Source organism: Wenyingzhuangia sp. IMCC45574, from assembly GCF_054182685.1.
The window spans coordinates 1,862,290-1,879,654 of sequence record NZ_CM135169.1 but is presented as its reverse complement, the minus strand read 5'-3'; the positions used below and the strand labels follow the sequence as shown (position 1 = coordinate 1,879,654).

The following is a 17,365-nucleotide window of genomic DNA, read 5'->3' as shown; positions in this document are numbered from 1 at the left end:
TTATGAGTGTAGCAGTTATTGGAGTTATAACACTTTTTGTGATTTTATTTGGTCTACTTTTATTAAAAGTACCCGTTTCTTATAGTGTGGGAATTGCAACCACTATTACGTTATTGATTAGTTTGCCTTGGTTGCCAGCTGTAACTACTATTATGCAGCAAATGACTACAGGTATAGATAGTTTTGCGTTGTTGGCAATACCGTTTTTTATACTCGCAGGAGATATAATGAACAGTGGAGGTATTGCTAATAGACTGGTTAATTTTTCTAAATCTTTGGTAGGGAGTTTTCCAGGAGGTTTATTGTATGTAAATATTATTTCGGCAATGTTCTTTGGAGCTGTTTCTGGTTCTGCTGCAGCATCTGCATCTGCTATTGGAGGAATTTTAGCCAAGCGTATGGAAAAGGAAAACTATCCAAAACCATTTAGTGCCTCGTTAAATATTACTTCTTCTACAGTAGGATTAATTATTCCACCAAGTAATGTTTTAATTGTATTTGCATTGGCAAGTGCCGGAACTGCATCTGTAGAAGCATTGTTCTTAGCGGGATATTTACCTGGTATTTTATTAGGATTGGCTTTTATTGTTTGGGCTGCTATGGTAGCGGTTAAAAACAAGTTTCCAAAAGAAGAACGCGTTCCATTAAAGCATTTATTAGACGATTTTAGAAAAGCAATTCTAAGTATTTTAATGATTATTGTAGTGGTTGGAGGAATTGTTTTTGGTGTGTTTACGGCAACAGAAGGAGCAGTAATTGCTGTAATATATGCATTGGTATTAAGTCTTGTTTATAAAGAGATTAAGGTAAAAGATTTGGGGGCTGTTATTGTAAAGAGTTCTAAAACAGTAGCTGTGGTTATGTTCTTAATTAGTACTTCTATGGCCTTGTCTTGGTTGTTTGCATACAACGAAATTCCACAAATGATTTCAGGTTTTATGTTGTCTAGTTTTGATAGCCCTATTTTAATGTTATTAGCAATTAACATTACTTTATTAATTGTAGGTACTTTTATGGATATGACTCCTGCAGTGTTAATCTTTACTCCTATTTTCTTACCCATTGTAACAGAAATAGGAATGGATCCTGTACACTTTGGAATTGTAATGGTACTGAACTTATGTATTGGTTTGTGTACACCGCCTGTAGGAACTTTATTATTTATTGGTAGTGGTGTAGCAGGTGTTGAGGTGAGTAAAGTAATTAAACCTTTGTTACCTTTCTTAGGCGTAATGGTATTTGTATTGTTACTTGTAACTTTTATACCGGGAATTAGTATGTTCTTACCAGGATTGTTTGGGAAGTAATTGGAGCTTTAGGCTCTAAGCTATAGGCTTTATGCCAAAACAAAAAACGAATTAACAATTACGAGTTTCAAATTGTTAATTCGTTTTTTGTCTAAGTATTCTCCAGTTTATATATGTTTTAAGAGAGTAAGAAGCACTATCTGTTATTAAAGGAATAGTTTCCATATCAACATTTTTCCCAAAAATAAATTCTTGGATATTTAAAATTGGATGATTTTTTCTTGTTTTAATACTATTTATTGGGAATTCTACAAAACGACTTGTTTTTTTACTTTTACTGTCATAAGTGAACTCAGGAATTAAATTTTTAATGTATTTTAATATTCTAATTTCTTGTTCTTTATGGAATTCTTTTTTGTTTTTGTATGATGCGGAAAGGACCAATAGAATTTCGTTTATATTATTTGCGGCATAGCCATAATTTTCTAAAAAAGCATTATGTCTTTCTTTTAAAAGTTTAAGTTCACTTATTTCTTTTTCTATACAACGATATTTGATTTTAGAGATGTGATATGGGTTCATGAACATTTGAGCTGAATTTAGCTTTTTTAATTTAAACTTGATACATACTCCTTTATGATCGTCACCGTATTTTTTCCACATATATTCATTTTTTACTTGGTCTTCAGAAAAAAGTAAAAAAGATAAAGACATAATTTTTTTCTTTAGTTTTTGAACATCGTCATGTTGTGGTAGAAATTTGTTGGCAAATATGAATTCATTTTCATCTTCCATTGAGTTTAGGTCTCTCATCCATAGAGATTTACTTCTTAGTATGGAAAAGAGGTTGTTAATTGATGTAAAATGAATTAGTTCTACAGAATCAGAACCATCAAAATTAAACTCATAGTTACTTCCTTTGCAAATATCCAAATTTGATAATCCTATTTCGATGTCTGAATAGTTAGAGATTCCAGCTGTTAGCCAGTTTTCTAGTTCTGCATTTGGTAATAGGGGGCTTATTACTTCTTTAATATATAGTTCAGCACGATTATCAGTATTCAATAATATATCTAATTCCTGTTTCATTGTTTTTTATTTTATGATTGATCTTCATAAAATTAGCTAGTAATATATTAATGGAATCCAAATTTTCTGAAAGTTGTTAACATAGTTGTGATAAATGTTAGTAATGTAGTGGCTTATTTTTCTGTTTAGAATGTAGCTTCAAAATATTTCTACTAAGCTCAACACTAAGTCAATCATTTAATTTTTTAATCAACTTACACCTCCATATCCTTCAATTGCACTTGTAAAGCTCTGGTAGATATCTGAATTTCTATAAACAAAAGAATCAAAGAGAGCATCATGCAAGAAAGACTAATGATAAATACTACGTTGGCTACGGCTTTTGCTTCTAAATAGAGCATAAACATAGTAAATACACTTCCTAAAAAACTTAAGATAGCAGATCCTTGTGTGGCTCTAATTAAGTTTAAACGTTTGCTTAAAATTTTAATCTGAATTCCAACATTCTTTTCATGAGAGGTTTGATACTCTTTGTGTAACTGTCTAATTAAGACAGCAATGGCTAAATAACGTGCATTGTAAGCAAGCATGGTTAGAGAAATTGCTGGGAATAACAAAGCAGGAATGTTCATGGTTAAGTTCATAACTTTTACAAGTTTATAAGGTTAGAAAGTTATAGGTTTATAAAGTTACACTTTTAACCTGTTTTAGGTTTGTAAAGTCGAAGGTTTTAAAGTTCTAAAGTATTCAAAAAAACGTTATAAATTTTCAAACTTTTAACTTTCAACTTAATTCACAATTAATCATTGTTATTTGTATCTTTGGCTCGCTAAAAATTATAACCATGAAAGCAGGTATTGTAGGATTACCAAATGTAGGGAAATCGACGTTGTTTAATTGTTTGTCTAATGCCAAGGCACAGAGTGCGAATTTTCCGTTCTGTACTATTGAGCCTAATATTGGCGTGGTAAATGTACCAGATCCAAGATTAGAAAAATTAGAGTCTTTGGTAAATCCAGAAAAAGTGGTTCCTGCTACTGTAGAAATTGTAGATATTGCTGGATTGGTAAAAGGAGCAAGTAAAGGAGAAGGATTGGGAAATCAATTCTTAGCAAACATTCGTGAGACAGATGCTATTTTACATGTATTGCGTTGTTTTGAAGACGATAACATTGTACACGTAGACGGTTCTGTAGACCCTATTAGAGACAAGGAAACGATAGATATAGAATTACAGTTAAAAGATTTAGAAACGGTTGAGAAACGTTTAGAGCGTGTAAAAAAGGCTGCTAGAACTGGAGACAAAGCTGCTCAGGCTGAATTTGATGTTTTAGATGCTATTAAAACCGCTTTAGAAGAAGGGAAATCTGTTCGTTCTCTAGAGTTTGGAGAAAAAGAAATAGAGTTTGTAAAGCCTTTACAGTTAATTACTATTAAGCCTGTATTGTACGTATGTAACGTAGACGAAGGTTCTGCAGTATCTGGTAACGATTTTGTAGAAAAGGTTAGAGAAACAGTGGCTAACGAGAATGCTGAGGTATTGGTATTAGCGGTTGGAACAGAAGCAGATATTAACGAGTTAGAAGATTATGAAGAAAGACAGATGTTCTTAGCAGATGCAGGTTTGGAAGAACCCGGAGCAGCTAAGTTAATTCGTTCTGCATATCAGTTGTTAAACTTACAAACTTATTTTACAGCTGGAGTTAAAGAGGTAAGAGCTTGGACCATTAATATTGGAGATACAGCTCCTCAGGCAGCTGGAGTAATTCATACAGATTTTGAGAAAGGATTTATTCGTGCAGAGGTAATTAAGTACGACGATTACGTTACATTAGGAAGCGAAGCAAAAGTAAAAGAAGCTGGAAAGTTATCTGTAGAAGGTAAAGAATATATTGTACAAGATGGAGATATGATGAACTTTAGATTTAATGTTTAATCAAATTTTTATACAAAAATAAGAATACAGAAAGAGAGCTATATAGCTCTCTTTTTTTGTTGGTAATAGATGCTTTTGAAAAATAGCGAGAACAGCACTTTTAATTTAAATGATGAATAGTATATTTGAAGTTAAAATTTGTGGCTATGAAAATTAAAAAGGTATTGTCTATTTTGTCTTTATTCCTTGTTGTTACAACTACATTTTCTCAGAAGTATATAGAGAAAATAGCAGAGGAAAGTTGCGGATGTGTAGAAAAATTACCCAAAGATCTTAGTAAAGAAGAAGCCACCATAAAATTTGGTTTTTGTTTATTAAACGCTTCTCAGCCTTATGCTAAAAAACTTAAAAAGGACTTAGGGATTTCTATTGAAGATAATGGTACAAAAGATGGTAGAAAACTAGGGAGGGTACTAGGGCTTAAAATGGTTCCTTATTGTCCGGATGTAATGATGAAAGTTGGTCAACTGTATTTAGAGGCTAAAAAAGATGCAAAAAGTGCAGATAAGTTAAAACCAAAAACGGAGGTATTAAAAGCAGCGAACGGTATCATTAGAAAAGTGGAAAAGAGTAATATGATTGCTTTTGTTTTAGAATCAAAAAATCAGAAAAGAGAGAAATTGTATTGGTTCTCCTATATTATTACTTCCTATCCTATAGTTTCTGATTATATGGATTTGGTTGCTAAAAAAGTAGCTGTAAAGTACGAAATACAAGAGTATTTTGATGTGAAAATTAACGAATACAGAAAGATAAAAGTGATAAAGGAATTGGTTGTAAAGGACTAATTTCTTATTTAAAATAAATTACATAACAAAAGAAAATAACAAACTATGATTTCTAAAAAAACAATTCTTTTCTCAATTTTTATTTTGATTGTAAATCAATCTTTTTCTCAGAAATATATGGAGAAAATAGCTAAAAAAAGCTGTGAATGTATAGAGAAAATTCCAGCAGGAGCTACCAACGAAGAAGCAACTACATCTTTAGGTTTGTGTATGATAGAGTCTGCAGGACCTTATCAGAAACAATTAAAAAAAGATTTTGATATTGATTTATTTGAAGACGATGGTGCTGAAAAATTAGGAACCCAGATAGCTTTGAAAATGGCCGGTACCTGTCCTACCTTATTAATGAAAATGGTAGATATGGTTGGAGACGATGAAAAGGAAGAAGAGGAAAATATCAAAACGGAAGCAGCGGTAGCAGCAGAAGAGGTATCAGGAACTATAACAAAAGTTGAAAACGGACAGTTTGTTGTTTTTTCTTTAAGAGCAGATAACTCTAGACAAGATAAATTTTATTGGTTAACGTTTGTAAAATCAAACATAGATATAATGTCCGATTATGAAACGTTGGTTGGTAAGAAAGTAACAGTGTTCTATAAAACAGAAGACTTTTTTGATGCTAGAATTAATGATTATAGAAATATCAAAGTAATTACAGAAATAAGCGTACAAAAATAAAGGAGTAAAATATTGTGCTAAAACAAAGGCGAGCTATACAGCTCGCCTTTTGTTTTATACGAGTATTGTGGCTGTTATGTATAAGCCTAGTCCATATACTAAATGCGCAATGATGCTTTTAAGTCTTATAATACCTGGTTTAGGAAATTTAGAACCAGCTATACCAAAACCAAAAGCAGGTTGCATTATCAAAAAAGGAGCTATGGTAGTAGAAAGCCCAATAATTAATGAAGGTAACATGGTTGGTGTGCTTAGCCATGTTCTACCAAACAATCCTATTAGTAAAAAACTAAAGATTATTCCTATACTATAATGTGCTGTCCAGCCTATTGTTTTTTCGTAGGGATAAGGAGCTGTTTTTATAATAAGTGTGTGTGTAAATTTTCCCTTAGTCATATAGCCTATCCATCTACCAACAATACAATAGTCTAAAGAAGTTATTTTAAATAGCTTTAGGATGTATGCATATATATCCATAATTATAGTGGCTCCAATACCAATGACAGTTATTTGTAGTATTTGATTCATTCTTTTAATTACAAATTTAGAAGAACGCTATTTATAAAAGAGATGAATAATGTTAAGGATTGTAGAAAGTACATCAAAAAGTTTTTTGTTAGATGAAAAACGCTAATTCATACATAGGTATGGACTAACGTTCTATTTAAACTTTTGATTTTGTCGGCCAAAGGATTAAATTTACATTGAGTCACATAATACGTTAACCACAAAAACATCAACTACTTGTTTAGAATAGATAAGTTTAGTTTTTATAGTAGGGAGATAACTTCCTTTTAGAAAAATAGTCTAGATTATGGAAATACAATTTAAAGAGTCCATTGTTTTAGAAAACCATAGAGTTAGAATAGAACCTATGGAATTAAAGCATTTAGAATTTTTAACTCCAATTGCTATAAAGAACCCTGATTTATTAAAGTATTCTCCACCAAAATTTGGAACGAAAGAATTCTTATTGTCCTATATTCAGAATAATATAATACTAAGAGATGAAGAGTTAAAGTATCCCTTTGCTATTTTTGACAAGAAGACTCAAAGCTATGCAGGCTCTACTAGTTATATGAATATTTCCAATAAAGATTTAAGGTTAGAAATAGGTTCTACTTGGATAGGAAAAGATTATCAACGAACGGGTTTAAATCATCATTGTAAATATTTGTTGTTGCAGTATGCTTTTGAGGAGCTAGAGTATGAAAGGATTGAGTTAAAAACGGATAAAAGAAATCTTCAGTCTCAAAAAGCCATAGAAAGAATTGGAGGGGTTTACGAAGGAACTCTGAGAAGTCATACCGTTATGTCTGATGGTTTTAGAAGAGATACAGTTTATTATAGCATATTAAAAAGTGAATGGTCTTTTGTTAAAAGAACTGTTTTTATGCAGTGATAAAAAAGTTCAAACTATTAAATTAGCGTATCTAAGCTGGTATGTTAATTGTAATGATAACCTACACGGTAAAAGTTTATTGAATAATTTAAGAAGATGAATGTTTTATATATTATTATATTAGTTTTAGTTGTCTATTTAATTTATAAAAAGCCTGGTTTTTTAGGGAGTTCCAATAAGGATCATGACCCTAGAAATTTAACAAAGGAAGATAAATACAACATCGAAAAAAAATCGAAAGAGAAGGAGTTAGATCTATTGTTAGAGAAAATTCATAAGAAAGGATATGAAAACTTATCTACTAGAGAAAAACAACGATTAAAAGAGTTGTCTAAATAAGGTTTTAAACTGCTATGAAAAACGAAAATAAAATAGGTTTTGGAATTGCTATGGGGGTTGCTTTGGGGACTTCTATAGGAGTTGTAACAGATAACTTAGGCCTTTGGATAAGTGTAGGAATATCCATAGGTGTCGCTATTGGTATTTCTATGAGTCAAGGAAATTCTAACGATAAAGAAGACTAACAAAAAAAGCTCAATTAAAACATTGTCTTAATTGAGCTTTAAAAGTTTAAAAGAAGTTTTAATGTTGTTTTACTACAAAATTTCCGTTAGATCTTATGTAGATTAAAGTTTCTGGAGCAGTACCTGTGGTAATGGTATGAGTCGCTTTGTTTTCCGAACTAAAATAACTTCCAGGATCTAGTGTTATAGGAGTTTCTCCTTTTTTCAATTCATAATTAGCTTCACCAGTAATTACTACAGCGTAAAAAGTTTCGTTATCACTTACAATACTCCCTTTAAAGTTTGCGGGTAATTTTATCAATCTACCATTTAAGTTTTTGTTGTCCCACAACAAAGTAATTTTTGCTTGTTGCTCTAATGGAGTCTGACCATTTACTTCAATTAATTTACTTAATGAGCTGTCTTGCCATACCATATTGTTTTTAGTAATATTTACAGGTTTTTCTCCAGCATCAAAAGCTTTGTTGGTAGGTTTTACTAAATAAGGTCCTTGGTCAATTTCTACATAAGCAATGTTCTCTTTTCCTTTAACAGCGGTTATATGAGCTTCACCAGCAGGTTGAGTCCAGAAAGAACCAGCAGGCATCCACATTTTTTCAGCAGCAGGATCGTCGTTGTGTACTAGTCCACTTACTACCATGGCTCTATAAGTAACATTGTGTATGTGCGGTGGAGAAGAAAAACCATCTACAAATTTAGCTAAGAATCCTGTGGGTACATTTGCTTTTCTGTCTCCCCAAACAGTTCCTGCTAACGGGCTTTGGTCTCCTCTTGCCGGATTTAATTGTTCCCATACAATTTCTGAGCTTTTTACCACTTTTATAGATGAGTTTGTGGTAATTGTTTCTGTCTTTTCTTCTTTAGGTGTATTACAGGCTAATAGACTACATAAGGTAATAGCGCTAAGTAATTTAAATTTGATCATTTTTAAGGTTTTTAATAGTTCGTATTTTTGGTTCGTTCATTTAAACAATTATTGTGCCGAAGCAATATAAAATTACTGTTAAAAGACGAATGTGTTAAGGGGATATGGTTATTGTTTAACTAGAATGATTAATTTTAGGTGATGACTCTTATGAATTAAAATGAACTTTTAAATTCTAAAAAAGCGTAGTAGTTCTTTTTGTCTAGTTTTAGCTATTACCTAAAGTTATTTGCTTTATTTTTTTGTTGATTTAGATAGGAGCATTATTGAAATATACAATGCTAATATGTTTGTAAATCTGGAATGGATTTTGAGGTTCTATCTCCTAATAAAGGTACTTGTTTATGAAAAAGATACTTACACTAATCCTTATCTCTTTATTTTGCATAAAAGCATACACTCAAACTAAAACAGTGCATGTTTTTGTGGCCCTTTGTGATAATGAACATCAGGGGATAGTCCCTGTTCCAGAGAAAATAGGAAACGGAAAGAATCCAAGACTAAATTTGTATTGGGGGGCAGGTTATGGAGTAAAATCTTTCTTTAAATTAAAAACAAAAGATTGGAAATTGGTAAAGCAATACCAATCTAAAAACCCCTTGATTCTGGAAAGAATTTTGTTTAAACATGTAAAAAAAGATGTGTATTTGTTAGCCGATGCCTACGATGGAGAGCATATAAAAACATGTGTAGAAGATTTCCTGAAGGCTTCTAATACCCAAAATGAATTTACTTTAAAAGAAGGGGATAAAGAGTTAGTGTTTGGTGGAGGAGCAGATTTGGTTTCTTATGTGGGACATAATGGTTTAATGGATTTCTCGGTTGCTATTGAATATAAGAAACATCAAAAAAGCGACGTGATGTAATTATATTAGCTTGTTATAGTAGAGATTTTTTTGCTAGAGAAATATGGAAAGCAAATGCAAATCCTCTGTTGTGGACAACACATTTAATGGCTCCCGAAGCTTATACACTAAAAGCTGCATTGGATGGTTGGATGCTTAATGAGTCCGGAAAACAAATAGATGAGAGAGCGGCACAAGCTTATCATAAATATCAAAAATGTGGAATTAAAGGAGCAAGGAATTTATTTGCTACAGGTTATAAAAAGTAAGATGTCTTCTGTCTTATTAAGATATGAAAGCATTAGAGTATTAATGTTTAGAAAGATAAAAACATGTTAAGTATCATATACAAATTCAGTGTAATAGAAGATAAGGCAGATGCTTTTGAAGATGCTTGGGAAAAACTAACCTTGTTGTTTTATCAGTATGGAGGTAGTTTAGGGTCTAGATTACACAAAGCAGAGGAGAATATTTATATTGCCTATGCACAATGGCCAGATGAAGAAACATTTAATAGTGCGGGTGCTAAGTTACCAGAAGAAGCTACTGAAATAAGAACAAAAATGAGAGCTAGTTGTAATGCTGTGGAGGTTTTACATAAACTAGAGTTGGTAAAGGATCTGATAAAAGAAAATCCGCAAACCAAAAACGTTTAAATTTTAGTCTGCGGATATTTTATTTAATCCTTTATAGAGCAACCAATAGCTTTGGTCTCTGTAATTTTAGGCTTTTTGTTAGCTAGTAAAGCATTTACAGCCTCTTCTACATATTTTTCTTTTACATCTTCTGGATCTCCATAGTTGTCATCAATTGCACCAATATACTCAACAACATTTCCTTTAGCTGTTTTCTGTAATACATATACATGAGGGGTTTTTGTAGCACCATACTGAGGGTATATTTTTTGTCCTTTATCTACTAAATAAGGAAACGTAAAACCTTTATCCTTAGCTCTAATTTTCATGTTCTCAAAATTGTCAATTTCATAAACATTAGGATTGTTAGGGTTGATAGCAATTACAGGATACCCCTGTTTTTTATACTTTTTATCCAAAGCAATAATTCGGTCTTCATAAGCAACTGCAAAAGGGCAGTGGTTGCAAGTAAAGACGACAATAAATCCTTTGGTCTCTTTAAAGTCTTTTAATGATACATATTTATTATCTATGTTCTGTAATGAAAAATCGGTAGCGATGTCTCCAATTTTATAACCTTTAGCATAATTAGGTGTTTTCTCTTTAGACAAGAGACCAAAACTAAAGAAAGTAAGTGTTAGGAGTAATAAGGAAGAGATTTTTAAAAGTTTCATGAGTATTAGTGTTTATGGTTGTGTAATAAGTGTTTTTATGTCTTTTTCTAATTCCTTCTGACTGTGGTAAGATTTTTCGTAGAAAGCTTTTTTGTTTTTGTGTAAAATAAGGGTGGCTGGAATGGCACCAGACCATTTGGAGTCCACTTTGTTAATCCAACTATTTGCATTACCATCGGTTAGTACTACTACTTTGTTTTTTAGTTTTCTTTTATTGATAAAAGGAATTAACCTTTTTTGAATTTGACTTTTAAAGTCTAAGCTAACCAACACCACTTCTACTTTTTTACCAGCAATGGTTTTAGGAAGTTTTTCAAAAAAAGGCAGTTCTTTAACGCAAGGAGCACACCATGTAGCCCAGAAATTAACTATCAGAACAGAATCATTTTTAGTGTCTTTAAGGTAGTCTTTGTTAAAGTCACTAAAAGAAGTGTAGTTTTTAACCTGCGAAAACATGCTGGTTGTGCATATAATAAATAGTGCAAAAAGTGTTTTTTTCATATCCGATTTCGATATTTTGTTTCCCTAATTTACAAAAAGTTAACTATCAAATAATCTGCCAAAAGCCTAAATTTGACGGTAGTATTATGACTGGAATTATTAATTATCCTTATTTTATTGTTTCTTCTATCCTGTTGATTATTTCTCCTGGTTTGGACTTTGTCTACGTGTTAACCAGAGGAGTGGCAGAGGGTAAAAAGGCTGGGGTGCTTTCTGCGTTAGGAATTGGAATAGGATTATTGGTGCATACCTGTTTTGCCGCTTTGGGTTTATCTGCAGTTGTAAAAACTTCTGAGTGGTTGTACAACTTGGTAAAAGTAACAGGTGCAATTTATTTAATCTATTTAGGGATAAAAACGATTGTATTATTAAAAAAGACAGAGGCTGTAACATTTGCTAAAAAAAACAAAAGCATGCATTGAAACAAGGTATTCTTACCAATTTAATGAATCCTAAAACGATTGTTGTTTTTTTAGCTTATTTACCTCAGTTTGTACATCCAGTGGCATTAAATCCGGTAAGAGATTTACTGCTTTTGGGGATTACGCTAACTCTATTGGCTGTGTCTTGGTTTGTGTTTTTGGCTTATTTTTCTGGGAGTGTTGGGCTATACATTCAAAAAAATAAACGGGTACAAATAGCTATTTCTAGAGCGAGTGGTATAGTAATGATTGTATTGGGCTTACAGTTGTTTTTTTAAGGAGTGTTTAAGGTTAATAAAAAATAATGCTACTTAACTTAGGGTAATAAAGATTCCAAATAGTACATTTTTTAACAGAAAGCAATTCGTAATTCAGAATAATGTGATAGCTTGCAGCCTCTAAGGGTTAAGAGTTTTTGTATGAATTGTTTACTAACAGGAGGGACTGGGATTTTAGGGAGCCATATTATTTTTGAGTGGTTGCATAAAGCTATTGTAGAAAAGGAGGTAGATAGATTATATGTGGTAATTAGAGAGACTCAGAAAACAGCCAAAGAACGATTGTTAGAGGTGTTAAGCAGTCCGTCTAAACCAGCGTATTTAAATAATTTTACCATAGAAGAATGTCTTGAAAAGCTAGAAGTAGTTTCTCAGGATTTAAGCTCTTTTAATGCCGAGACTCTAGAGGCATATGGTGTAAATACTGTTATTCATTGTGCAGGTTCTACCAACTTACAAAACAATCCACAGGTAAAGAGCGAGGTACATGCGCAAAATTATTTAGTTACAGAACAAATTCTAAATAACTTACCCACTAGTGTAAATCGTTTTATCTACATAAGTACAGCTTATTCTTTTGGAATACAAAAAGGACAAGTAGACGATGAAATTGGTGATTATCCAGCTAAAACATTTAGGAATCCCTACGAAGAATCTAAACACGAAAGTGAATTGTTGGTAAAGAAAAAATGTGAGGAGTTAGGAATTGCTTCTCAGATTTTAAGGCCTAGTATTATTTGTGGGCGTTTAATTAACAAACCTTTCTTTGAGACTCCAAAGTTTGATGTTTTTTATTCATGGCCAATCTTTTTACAACGTTATGCTAAAAAGAGTAGCGAGAATTTTAGAATTTGGATTGATCATAAGAGTGGGTTGAATATAGTTCCTGTAGATTTTGTTGCTAAAAGTGTGGTACATGCTTTTTTAAAGCCCAATATAAAAGAGTTAAATATTGTAAACCCTAGGCCTATTTTACACAGTGTGTATGTAGGACAGGTTTTAGAAGCTTTTGGAATAAAAAACTACGAATACGTATCAGAAAAACCAGAAAACTTAAACAGTTTTGAACAGTTGTATTACAAAACTATTGGAGGTTTGTTCGAAAAATATGTAGCCATTCCAGATTTACAATACAAAGCCAATCGTATTAAAAAGGTAATGAAAGAGCTTAATATTGGGGTGGATTTAGGGGTGCACGATAACTTTATGAATTTAATAGACTTTTCTGTCGCCAAAGAATTTAAAGAAAGCTATTAGTATTTAGTTGCTGGTTGTTGGTTTTTCAATGGGCTGTAAACAATCAACCCACAATAATCAACTAAACTGTTTGATGTATGAAGTTACTTCATCGTTAAAAATAATAGGCTTCTCAACGTTTACTACATGTCCAGAATCTTTTACAGTAATTAAACTAGCCGAACTGTGTTTAGCGACTAATTGTTGAATAGGTTTAAGGAATAAATGATCTTCCGATCCCATTACAAATAAAGTTTCTATACCGGTATCAGTAGCTCTAAAGTGTTTAAGTAACGGATTGATTTCTGATGCCAATCGAAACCATTTTATAAACTCGTTCTGTTGTAGCTTTTTAGCTTCTTTTACAAAGAGTTTTCTAGACTGTGCATGGTTTTTTTTAGGCATTATGATGAATGCAAAGAACTTATATAAGAGTATATAAGGTATAATACTTTTTAGTAGTACTCCAGATTTCATTAATACTTGCGAACGGAAATCTAACTTAAAAATAGCTCCTGCCAACACCATAGACTGTATTCTGTTAGGATGGTTTTTAGCTAAATTTCTAATTAAAATCGTTCCTAAAGAAATTCCAATAAAATGAGAAGTCTCAATTTTTAGTGCATCTAGTACTTCTACAACATCCTCGCTTACAATGTCAAATGTATATTTCTCGTTGGTTGCTTGTTCTTTGCTATTACCGTGTCCACGTAAATCTACCAGCAATAAATTAAAATGCTCTTTAAAAGCACGTATTTGTTTAAACCAAATAGAGGTACTTCCACCTGCACCATGAATAAAAGTTACCCATTGCTTAGAACTAGAATGTATGTGTGTAGTATAACTTAACAAGTGTCTAAAGTTTGATGGCAAAAGTAAACAAATACTAAGAGAAGCAGAGCACTTTAGTAAAGAAGATTATTTGTCTAATGTTTGTACGGAAAATGAAGCGTTAAAATGGTATAAACGTACAATTAGATTATTTGTAGGAATAGAACTTTAAGAATAAAGAGATGTAAAAAACGTTAAATAGAATGCTTTCGTTTGTTTTTTAATTTTGTTCCTAAAGAAATAGGAGTGGGGTAGATTTACTCCTTATTTAAAAGCACCCAACTTATCTACCTGCACAATTTTTCCCTCGCTTAACGAATCTGCAATAAAACAACAGAACAGTCTCCTTGAGTCAACGTACATTGTCTAGAATTAATTTTAGACAATTTGTCTAAGTTTACTCTTTCTTTGGCCACAGCCTTAGCATCATACATTTTCTCTTTCTTAGGGTATTGTGGGTGCGATTTTAATTATAAAAAAAAACTTTTTGTTTTTCTAAATTTTTCATGAATATACATAAAAAATATTTAAAAGAGTTTTGATAGACAGTATTGTGGAGTTTTTAAGTTGTTTTTTGCCTGTAGTTTGTTTTAGGTAAATAGAAACCTCTCAGACAAACCTAAACCAAATTACCCTTGTAAATTTGTAGTATTATGGAAGTAAAAGAAATACAGTTGTTAGGTAAATCATTATTTAATTTAGTCACTATATCCTATCCTATAAAGCTGCCTACTTTAATGCCCGAAAATGAGGCTGGGTTTGTATATGTTCTAAAAGGTGGCTGTATTAATTATACCGAGGTAGAAGAGTTAACATTAACTAAGGATCAGGCGGTACTTGCCAAGTGTGGAAATAGTACATTTAGTACCATAGCGATAGAAGGAAAAACGGAATACAAAGCTATTGTTGTTAAATTCCATAAAGAGGTGTTAGAAAAGTTAAGTAGTATTGCTCCGTTACCTTTTAGTAAAATAAAGTCGCATGAGTTAGTTGTGAATTCAACACGAATTAAAAGCAATATTTTGTTAGAACAATATGTTGCTGGCCTTGTTTCTCTTTTTGAACATCCAGAAATGGTTTCGGAAGAACTTCTTGTGTTAAAGCTAAATGAGCTAATTATTCACCTATTAAGTTCTGATAGTTCTCCTGAGGTATTAGGGATTTTAACCCATCTCTACGAAAAGAAAATATTCGAATTTAAAGAGGTTGTAAATGCACATATTTGTTCTTCTTTAGGTATAGAAGAATTGGCTCAGTTAACCAATCAGAGTTTATCTTCTTTTAAGAAAACATTTAAGCAGGTTTTTAACGATACTCCAAATAATTATTTAATTGGAAAACGTATAGAGAAAGTAGCTCAATTGTTAGTGGTGTCTAATGACACTCTAAGTAATATCGCGTATGATTGCCAGTTTAAAACACTTGCGCATATGTCTAGAGTGTTTAAAGTTAAATACGGTGTTTCTCCTTCAGAATATAGATTAAACCTCTTAGATAAATAGTAAGACTTTTTAGACAAACGAGTGCTTTTTAACTCTTATACTTTTGTTGTACTAATAAACAAACAATGAAAGTACAAAACATAAAATTAGTATTGCTTTTAGCTGTATTAATGGTGGTTTTTAAAACAGAGACAATGGCACAAGAAAAAAAGAAGTATAAAGAGCTTAGAACACTTACGACTAGTACAACTATTAACGTTTCTTCTAATTCGCTTTGGGAAATAGTTAGTCATCCAGATATTTCTCTTTGGTCTACACTGCTAGATAGCACCAATTATTTTGGAGAGGAAGTTTTTAAAGGAGTGCCATGGAGTAAACGAATTAGTATTGTAAATGCTAAAGGACACCATGAGTCTCATGAAACGCTTTTTGAGTACAATCCATCCAAAGGTGAAATAAAATTTACATCAACTAAATTACCCAGTTTTATCTACGCTAACCAAACCCATTGGAGGGTTATTAAAATAGGAGAACATCAATCTGTATTAGAGTTGACTACAATTATGAAAGTGAAAGGTTTTTATGCTTTCTTTTTGAAAAAACCAATGCTTAAGGCCATTCGTAAAAATGCTAAAGATGTATGCTACGACATAAAACATTATGCAGAGTCTGGTGCGGTGTCACCAACAAAAAAGGCTAGAATAGAAAGACTGAAAAAAATGAAAATGGATAAGAAAATGAAAATTGTACAAGAAACAATAACAAGCCAGGTTATTAATGTTTCTGCAGATTCACTTTGGAGCATTTGCAGAGCGTTTGACAAAACAGCTGTATGGACTTCTACATTAAATCATTCTTATGGATCTGGGGAGTCAGAATATCAAGGTGCGGTTTGTTCTTACAGAACGTGTGAAACCAATATAGGAAAAGGATCTACAGTGGTTGAGAAACTTACGATGTTTAGTGATGAGAAAAGAGAGTTGGCTTACAACCTTATCCAAGGAGTTCCAGGTTTTATTACACTAGCAAGTAATCATTGGCAAGTAGTAAAGGTAGGAGAGAATCAATCTAAAATAGTGATGAATGTAACAATGCATATGAAACAAATTTCTGGCTTTTTTTTAGGGGGTATAATAACCAAACAAATGAGAAAACAAGTGAGAATTGTACAGGATGAGCTAAAAATTTATGCTGAAACAGGCAGTGTTTCTGAAGCGAAAAAAAGACAGATTATAAAACAAGAGCGAAAAAATAAATAGAGGCTTGTTTACCGTTAACAAGGTTAGAATGTGTGCTGCCTAGGGAATATACAATCGTTAAAATAGATATATATCTAAAAATGAAGCATAGCTTTCTGTCATTACTTTTTCGTTTATTTGATATCTTTAATTAAAGTAATATTGCTTTACGTAAATATGAAAAAAGCAGTACCCAAAACAATATCCATGATAAATACATTTAGAGAGCTTTATAGTTTACAAAAACTCTATGTACAAAAAATAGTGGCTAATATTTCGGAAGAAGATTTGTATGCCGGACAAGAAAATGGAGTGAATTCTCCTGGTTGGATATTGGGACATTTAATAGTAGAAGTGGAGGATATTATTAAGTATTTAAAGTTGGAGCTAGAGCCGATAGCTGTCAATTGGATTGATACTTTTAAAGGAGGTGAAAACTGGGAGGGCAGGTCATTAAAGGAGTTGCCAAGTAAAGAATTGTTAATTCGTGTGTTTACAGATCGCTATGATTTTTTAATGAACGCATACTTAGAGTTAGACGATGCAGTTCGTAAAGAAGAACATCCAAGCAAGTTGTTTTCTGGTATTTATTCCAATATAGATGCTTGGTTTGCGCATCATTTAATTACTCATTTAGCCATTCATGCTGGTAATATTACGGTTTGGAAACAAATAAGAGGTATACAAGTAGAAGGGTTTTAAGAATAATTGGTAATTAGTCCACTTCTTTGCTT

General features: G+C 32.0%; 24 protein-coding genes. 16 read left to right on the top strand and 8 right to left on the bottom strand.

The annotated features are described in order from the left end of the window. The first annotated feature begins 2 nt into the window (after positions 1–2). Positions 3–1,307: a TRAP transporter large permease gene (locus ACXHHC_RS07955; protein WP_458229097.1), complete on the top strand. Its 1,305-nt coding sequence runs from the start codon at positions 3–5 to the stop codon at positions 1,305–1,307. Positions 1,308–1,382: 75 nt separating this feature from the next. On the opposite strand, the gene ACXHHC_RS07950 is transcribed toward ACXHHC_RS07955, so the two are convergent. Further along, entirely contained in the window at positions 1,383–2,336 is a 954-nt protein-coding gene (locus ACXHHC_RS07950) for a DUF2971 domain-containing protein (RefSeq protein WP_458229096.1), read from the bottom strand. A gap of 194 nt (positions 2,337–2,530) precedes the next feature. Next, a complete protein-coding gene (locus tag ACXHHC_RS07945; protein ID WP_458229095.1) occupies positions 2,531–2,920 on the bottom strand; it encodes a DUF2721 domain-containing protein in 390 nt (129 codons plus the stop codon). A 200-nt stretch (positions 2,921–3,120) separates the two neighbouring features. Between ACXHHC_RS07945 and ychF the strand changes: the two genes are divergently transcribed. The 3 genes from ychF to ACXHHC_RS07930 all read left to right on the top strand — a co-directional run bounded on the left by ychF (position 3,121) and on the right by ACXHHC_RS07930 (position 5,678). Next, positions 3,121–4,212, top strand: a complete 1,092-nt coding sequence (gene ychF, locus ACXHHC_RS07940) for a redox-regulated ATPase YchF (protein WP_458229094.1) — start codon at positions 3,121–3,123, stop codon at positions 4,210–4,212. Between the two features lie 146 nt (positions 4,213–4,358). Next, on the top strand, positions 4,359–5,000 hold the full coding sequence (locus tag ACXHHC_RS07935; RefSeq protein WP_458229093.1) for a hypothetical protein: 642 nt from the start codon (positions 4,359–4,361) through the stop codon (positions 4,998–5,000). Between the two features lie 45 nt (positions 5,001–5,045). Continuing rightward, entirely contained in the window at positions 5,046–5,678 is a 633-nt protein-coding gene (locus tag ACXHHC_RS07930; protein WP_458229092.1) for a hypothetical protein, read from the top strand. 54 nt (positions 5,679–5,732) lie between these two features. On the opposite strand, the gene ACXHHC_RS07925 is transcribed toward ACXHHC_RS07930, so the two are convergent. Beyond that, positions 5,733–6,206, bottom strand: a complete 474-nt coding sequence (locus ACXHHC_RS07925; protein WP_458229091.1) for a DUF2938 domain-containing protein — start codon at positions 6,204–6,206, stop codon at positions 5,733–5,735. Positions 6,207–6,492: 286 nt separating this feature from the next. Here ACXHHC_RS07925 and ACXHHC_RS07920 point away from each other — a divergent pair, with 286 nt between their 5' ends. The 3 genes from ACXHHC_RS07920 (at position 6,493) to ACXHHC_RS07910 (ending at position 7,604) form a co-directional block, all read left to right on the top strand. Further along, positions 6,493–7,080, top strand: coding sequence for a GNAT family N-acetyltransferase (locus tag ACXHHC_RS07920; protein ID WP_458229090.1), 588 nt, complete (start codon positions 6,493–6,495; stop codon positions 7,078–7,080). A gap of 96 nt (positions 7,081–7,176) precedes the next feature. After that, on the top strand, positions 7,177–7,419 hold the full coding sequence (locus ACXHHC_RS07915; RefSeq protein ID WP_458229089.1) for a DUF6576 domain-containing protein: 243 nt from the start codon (positions 7,177–7,179) through the stop codon (positions 7,417–7,419). Positions 7,420–7,433: 14 nt separating this feature from the next. Continuing rightward, positions 7,434–7,604 (top strand): hypothetical protein, encoded by a 171-nt coding sequence (locus ACXHHC_RS07910; protein ID WP_458229088.1) that lies wholly within the window; start codon positions 7,434–7,436, stop codon positions 7,602–7,604. 58 nt (positions 7,605–7,662) lie between these two features. On the opposite strand, the gene ACXHHC_RS07905 is transcribed toward ACXHHC_RS07910, so the two are convergent. Then, positions 7,663–8,529: a DUF4437 domain-containing protein gene (locus ACXHHC_RS07905; RefSeq protein WP_458229087.1), complete on the bottom strand. Its 867-nt coding sequence runs from the start codon at positions 8,527–8,529 to the stop codon at positions 7,663–7,665. Between the two features lie 344 nt (positions 8,530–8,873). Here ACXHHC_RS07905 and ACXHHC_RS07900 point away from each other — a divergent pair, with 344 nt between their 5' ends. The 3 genes from ACXHHC_RS07900 to ACXHHC_RS07890 all read left to right on the top strand — a co-directional run bounded on the left by ACXHHC_RS07900 (position 8,874) and on the right by ACXHHC_RS07890 (position 10,030). Beyond that, positions 8,874–9,395, top strand: a complete 522-nt coding sequence (locus ACXHHC_RS07900) for a hypothetical protein (RefSeq protein ID WP_458229086.1) — start codon at positions 8,874–8,876, stop codon at positions 9,393–9,395. Positions 9,396–9,463: 68 nt separating this feature from the next. After that, positions 9,464–9,643, top strand: a complete 180-nt coding sequence (locus tag ACXHHC_RS07895; RefSeq protein WP_458229085.1) for a hypothetical protein — start codon at positions 9,464–9,466, stop codon at positions 9,641–9,643. 63 nt (positions 9,644–9,706) lie between these two features. Then, positions 9,707–10,030 carry an antibiotic biosynthesis monooxygenase family protein gene (locus ACXHHC_RS07890; protein ID WP_458229084.1) on the top strand — a complete coding sequence of 108 codons (324 nt, stop codon included), beginning with the start codon at positions 9,707–9,709 and terminating at the stop codon, positions 10,028–10,030. A 23-nt stretch (positions 10,031–10,053) separates the two neighbouring features. Here the strand turns inward: ACXHHC_RS07890 and ACXHHC_RS07885 are convergent, their stop codons facing one another. Together ACXHHC_RS07885 and ACXHHC_RS07880 are read right to left on the bottom strand one after the other, a co-directional pair. Then, on the bottom strand, positions 10,054–10,683 hold the full coding sequence (locus ACXHHC_RS07885; protein ID WP_458229083.1) for a thioredoxin family protein: 630 nt from the start codon (positions 10,681–10,683) through the stop codon (positions 10,054–10,056). A 12-nt stretch (positions 10,684–10,695) separates the two neighbouring features. Then, the gene (locus ACXHHC_RS07880; protein WP_458229082.1) at positions 10,696–11,184 is read right to left on the bottom strand and encodes a redoxin domain-containing protein; all 489 of its coding nucleotides are present in this window, start codon (positions 11,182–11,184) and stop codon (positions 10,696–10,698) included. Between the two features lie 86 nt (positions 11,185–11,270). Here ACXHHC_RS07880 and ACXHHC_RS07875 point away from each other — a divergent pair, with 86 nt between their 5' ends. The 3 genes from ACXHHC_RS07875 to ACXHHC_RS07865 all read left to right on the top strand — a co-directional run bounded on the left by ACXHHC_RS07875 (position 11,271) and on the right by ACXHHC_RS07865 (position 13,141). After that, positions 11,271–11,606 (top strand): LysE family translocator, encoded by a 336-nt coding sequence (locus ACXHHC_RS07875; protein WP_458229081.1) that lies wholly within the window; start codon positions 11,271–11,273, stop codon positions 11,604–11,606. Continuing rightward, positions 11,603–11,884 (top strand): LysE family translocator, encoded by a 282-nt coding sequence (locus ACXHHC_RS07870; protein ID WP_458229080.1) that lies wholly within the window; start codon positions 11,603–11,605, stop codon positions 11,882–11,884. Before ACXHHC_RS07875 ends, ACXHHC_RS07870 begins: the two co-directional genes overlap by 4 nt. Before the next feature lie 141 nt (positions 11,885–12,025). Further along, on the top strand, positions 12,026–13,141 hold the full coding sequence (locus tag ACXHHC_RS07865; protein WP_458229079.1) for an SDR family oxidoreductase: 1,116 nt from the start codon (positions 12,026–12,028) through the stop codon (positions 13,139–13,141). A gap of 57 nt (positions 13,142–13,198) precedes the next feature. Here the strand turns inward: ACXHHC_RS07865 and ACXHHC_RS07860 are convergent, their stop codons facing one another. Both ACXHHC_RS07860 and ACXHHC_RS07855 read right to left on the bottom strand, forming a co-directional pair. Further along, positions 13,199–13,972: an alpha/beta fold hydrolase gene (locus ACXHHC_RS07860; protein ID WP_458229078.1), complete on the bottom strand. Its 774-nt coding sequence runs from the start codon at positions 13,970–13,972 to the stop codon at positions 13,199–13,201. A gap of 290 nt (positions 13,973–14,262) precedes the next feature. After that, positions 14,263–14,385: a hypothetical protein gene (locus ACXHHC_RS07855; RefSeq protein ID WP_458229077.1), complete on the bottom strand. Its 123-nt coding sequence runs from the start codon at positions 14,383–14,385 to the stop codon at positions 14,263–14,265. A gap of 219 nt (positions 14,386–14,604) precedes the next feature. Between ACXHHC_RS07855 and ACXHHC_RS07850 the strand changes: the two genes are divergently transcribed. The 3 genes from ACXHHC_RS07850 to ACXHHC_RS07840 all read left to right on the top strand — a co-directional run bounded on the left by ACXHHC_RS07850 (position 14,605) and on the right by ACXHHC_RS07840 (position 17,333). Further along, positions 14,605–15,453 (top strand): helix-turn-helix domain-containing protein, encoded by an 849-nt coding sequence (locus tag ACXHHC_RS07850; RefSeq protein WP_458229076.1) that lies wholly within the window; start codon positions 14,605–14,607, stop codon positions 15,451–15,453. Between the two features lie 65 nt (positions 15,454–15,518). After that, positions 15,519–16,652, top strand: a complete 1,134-nt coding sequence (locus tag ACXHHC_RS07845) for an SRPBCC family protein (RefSeq protein WP_458229075.1) — start codon at positions 15,519–15,521, stop codon at positions 16,650–16,652. Positions 16,653–16,838: 186 nt separating this feature from the next. After that, complete coding sequence (locus tag ACXHHC_RS07840; protein ID WP_458229074.1) at positions 16,839–17,333, top strand: DinB family protein; 495 nt, start codon at positions 16,839–16,841, stop codon at positions 17,331–17,333. Positions 17,334–17,365: the final 32 nt, after the last annotated feature.

Excerpts from the sequence above, each read along its gene's own strand:
- ACXHHC_RS07865 (WP_458229079.1), top strand. The coding sequence starts at position 12,026 with ATGAATTGTTTACTAACAGGAGGGACTGGGATTTTAGGGAGCCATATT.
- ACXHHC_RS07855 (WP_458229077.1), bottom strand. The coding sequence starts at position 14,385 with ATGTATGATGCTAAGGCTGTGGCCAAAGAAAGAGTAAACTTAGACAAA.
- ACXHHC_RS07875 (WP_458229081.1), top strand. The coding sequence starts at position 11,271 with ATGACTGGAATTATTAATTATCCTTATTTTATTGTTTCTTCTATCCTG.
- ACXHHC_RS07955 (WP_458229097.1), top strand. The coding sequence starts at position 3 with ATGAGTGTAGCAGTTATTGGAGTTATAACACTTTTTGTGATTTTATTT.
- ACXHHC_RS07850 (WP_458229076.1), top strand. The coding sequence starts at position 14,605 with ATGGAAGTAAAAGAAATACAGTTGTTAGGTAAATCATTATTTAATTTA.
- ACXHHC_RS07845 (WP_458229075.1), top strand. The coding sequence starts at position 15,519 with ATGAAAGTACAAAACATAAAATTAGTATTGCTTTTAGCTGTATTAATG.
- ACXHHC_RS07930 (WP_458229092.1), top strand. The coding sequence starts at position 5,046 with ATGATTTCTAAAAAAACAATTCTTTTCTCAATTTTTATTTTGATTGTA.
- ACXHHC_RS07910 (WP_458229088.1), top strand. The coding sequence starts at position 7,434 with ATGAAAAACGAAAATAAAATAGGTTTTGGAATTGCTATGGGGGTTGCT.
- ACXHHC_RS07915 (WP_458229089.1), top strand. The coding sequence starts at position 7,177 with ATGAATGTTTTATATATTATTATATTAGTTTTAGTTGTCTATTTAATT.
- ACXHHC_RS07935 (WP_458229093.1), top strand. The coding sequence starts at position 4,359 with ATGAAAATTAAAAAGGTATTGTCTATTTTGTCTTTATTCCTTGTTGTT.
- ACXHHC_RS07840 (WP_458229074.1), top strand. The coding sequence starts at position 16,839 with ATGATAAATACATTTAGAGAGCTTTATAGTTTACAAAAACTCTATGTA.
- ACXHHC_RS07905 (WP_458229087.1), bottom strand. The coding sequence starts at position 8,529 with ATGATCAAATTTAAATTACTTAGCGCTATTACCTTATGTAGTCTATTA.
- ACXHHC_RS07885 (WP_458229083.1), bottom strand. The coding sequence starts at position 10,683 with ATGAAACTTTTAAAAATCTCTTCCTTATTACTCCTAACACTTACTTTC.
- ACXHHC_RS07925 (WP_458229091.1), bottom strand. The coding sequence starts at position 6,206 with ATGAATCAAATACTACAAATAACTGTCATTGGTATTGGAGCCACTATA.
- ACXHHC_RS07880 (WP_458229082.1), bottom strand. The coding sequence starts at position 11,184 with ATGAAAAAAACACTTTTTGCACTATTTATTATATGCACAACCAGCATG.
- ACXHHC_RS07900 (WP_458229086.1), top strand. The coding sequence starts at position 8,874 with ATGAAAAAGATACTTACACTAATCCTTATCTCTTTATTTTGCATAAAA.
- ACXHHC_RS07950 (WP_458229096.1), bottom strand. The coding sequence starts at position 2,336 with ATGAAACAGGAATTAGATATATTATTGAATACTGATAATCGTGCTGAA.
- ychF (WP_458229094.1), top strand. The coding sequence starts at position 3,121 with ATGAAAGCAGGTATTGTAGGATTACCAAATGTAGGGAAATCGACGTTG.
- ACXHHC_RS07890 (WP_458229084.1), top strand. The coding sequence starts at position 9,707 with ATGTTAAGTATCATATACAAATTCAGTGTAATAGAAGATAAGGCAGAT.
- ACXHHC_RS07920 (WP_458229090.1), top strand. The coding sequence starts at position 6,493 with ATGGAAATACAATTTAAAGAGTCCATTGTTTTAGAAAACCATAGAGTT.
- ACXHHC_RS07945 (WP_458229095.1), bottom strand. The coding sequence starts at position 2,920 with ATGAACTTAACCATGAACATTCCTGCTTTGTTATTCCCAGCAATTTCT.